Source organism: Streptomyces sp. col6, assembly GCF_008042035.1.
GTDB lineage: Bacteria > Actinomycetota > Actinomycetes > Streptomycetales > Streptomycetaceae > Streptomyces.
The window spans coordinates 1-709 of record NZ_RDBL01000075.1; the positions used below are offsets into that span (position 1 = coordinate 1).

General features: G+C 75.3%; 2 pseudogenes. One reads left to right on the forward strand and one right to left on the reverse strand.

Going from position 1 to position 709, the window contains the following annotated elements:
• Nucleotides 1-302, reverse strand: a pseudogene (locus EAO73_RS35395) (glycosyltransferase); the annotation flags it as partial.
• 123 nt (nt 303-425) lie between these two features.
• Here EAO73_RS35395 and EAO73_RS35400 point away from each other — a divergent pair.
• Nucleotides 426-709, forward strand: a pseudogene (locus EAO73_RS35400) (alpha-(1-2)-phosphatidylinositol mannosyltransferase); the annotation flags it as partial.

Consider the following 709-nt stretch of genomic DNA (forward strand, 5'->3'; position numbering starts at 1 on the left):
GTCCGGCACGGCATCGCGAAGACGTCGCCGGCCCCGTAGTGCGCGGGCAGCTCCGACCAGGGCACCGCCCCGGTGAACCGCACGGAGTCCGCCACGCCGGTGCGCGCGGCGAGCGTGCGCAGGTCGTCCTCGTAGGGCCCGCCGCCCACGATCAGCAGGACCGTGTCCGGGTGCGCGGCCAGGATCGCGGGCATCGCGAGGATCAGGGTGTCCTGGCCCTTGCGCGGCACCAGCCGGGAGACGCAGACGACGACGGGCCGTTCGGTGAGCCCGAGCCGGGCCCGGACCGCGTCGCCGCCCGTATGGTCCAGCTGCCCCCGGGCGTCGACGAGAAGACGTTCCACCCGGACTCCGGCGGCGATCCGGGAGCGGGTGTACTCCCCGAGGTAGGTCAGCGTGTCGGTGCCCTCGCCGATCCGCCGCAGCAGCTGCCCGCCTCCCGGCAGCTGCTGCGGCGGATCGGCGAGGGCACCGACACGCTGACCTACCTCGGGGAGTACACCCGCTCCCGGATCGCCGCCGCGCTCACCCCGGCCGCCGCCGGAGTCCGGGTGGAACGTCTTCTCGTCGACGCCCGGGGGCAGCTGGACCATACGGGCGGCGACGCGGTCCGGGCCCGGCTCGGGCTCACCGAACGGCCCGTCGTCGTCTGCGTCTCCCGGCTGGTGCCGCGCAAGGGCCAGGACACCCTGATCCTCGCGATGCCCGC